The organism is Mesorhizobium sp. P3_A9, from assembly GCF_056402975.1.
Genome location: NZ_JBFUGJ010000763.1, coordinates 1 through 828 on the forward strand (window position 1 = coordinate 1; position 828 = coordinate 828).

General features: G+C 54.8%; 1 protein-coding gene and 1 pseudogene. One reads left to right on the top strand and one right to left on the bottom strand.

The annotated features are described in order from the left end of the window. Positions 1 to 365: DEAD/DEAH box helicase family protein (locus AC1DX0_RS36605; RefSeq protein ID WP_477359478.1), on the bottom strand; the 365-nt coding region annotated here is incomplete at its 3' end. A 179-nt stretch (positions 366 to 544) separates the two neighbouring features. Between AC1DX0_RS36605 and AC1DX0_RS36610 the strand changes: the two are divergent. Then, positions 545 to 828 (top strand): annotated as a pseudogene (locus tag AC1DX0_RS36610) (hypothetical protein); the annotation flags it as partial.

Below are 828 nucleotides of genomic sequence, written 5' to 3' on the forward strand. Positions count from 1 at the left end.
AGGTATCGCCGCTCCAGCAAATCATCATGTGCGTGGAGATGAACATGGAAGACGCGGTCGCCGAATCGCACACGAAGTTTTTCAACTTGGGCCGCAATTCGCGCTGAATCGACCAAGAGTATGGCGTCCTCGCCCATCGATGAGGCCTTCTCGGCAACCGCGTCCGCGACCCAAGCGCCGCCTGTCTCGATATCGAGAATTTCTCCCGCAGCCTGAAGCTCGCCCCGCTCGCGTGCAACACCGCGATGTTCTACAATCCAACTGCTGGTTGACACCCGGTCTGCGCCAAAAAGAGCTTGCAGTTGATCGCCGAACGACGACTTACCGACCCCAACAGGGCCGGAGAGAACTATCACAAGACGCATATGCCCCCCCACATCGCCCAAAATGGCGCGTCAGTTAAAAATAGTGATCGTTGCAAAAACTACAAGCAAAACAACTACATGATTTGCCGTATAATATCAGCCAGCTTTTGAGACGTCAATTTCTACAGTTATCCACCGCGCGTTGTTGGCTCTACGCCCACATTGTGTAAGGATGGGAGATGAACTTTATGCGCAATAACATCTTGGCCGTGAATGTCGCGCGAGGCCCCACCATCACGCTGGCCAGCGGTAGGGTCTTTGATTTTCTCGATCCTCACGGGAGCGACTTCACCATTGACGACGTGGCCCACGGCTTGGCGCACATCTGCCGCTACGCCGGACAATGCCGCGACTTCTATTCGGTTGCTGAACATAGCCTGCTGGTAAGTGACGTCACTGCTGAATATCCGTATGAGGCCCTTCTACATGACGCGGCCGAGGCATTCATTGGCGATGTCACCCG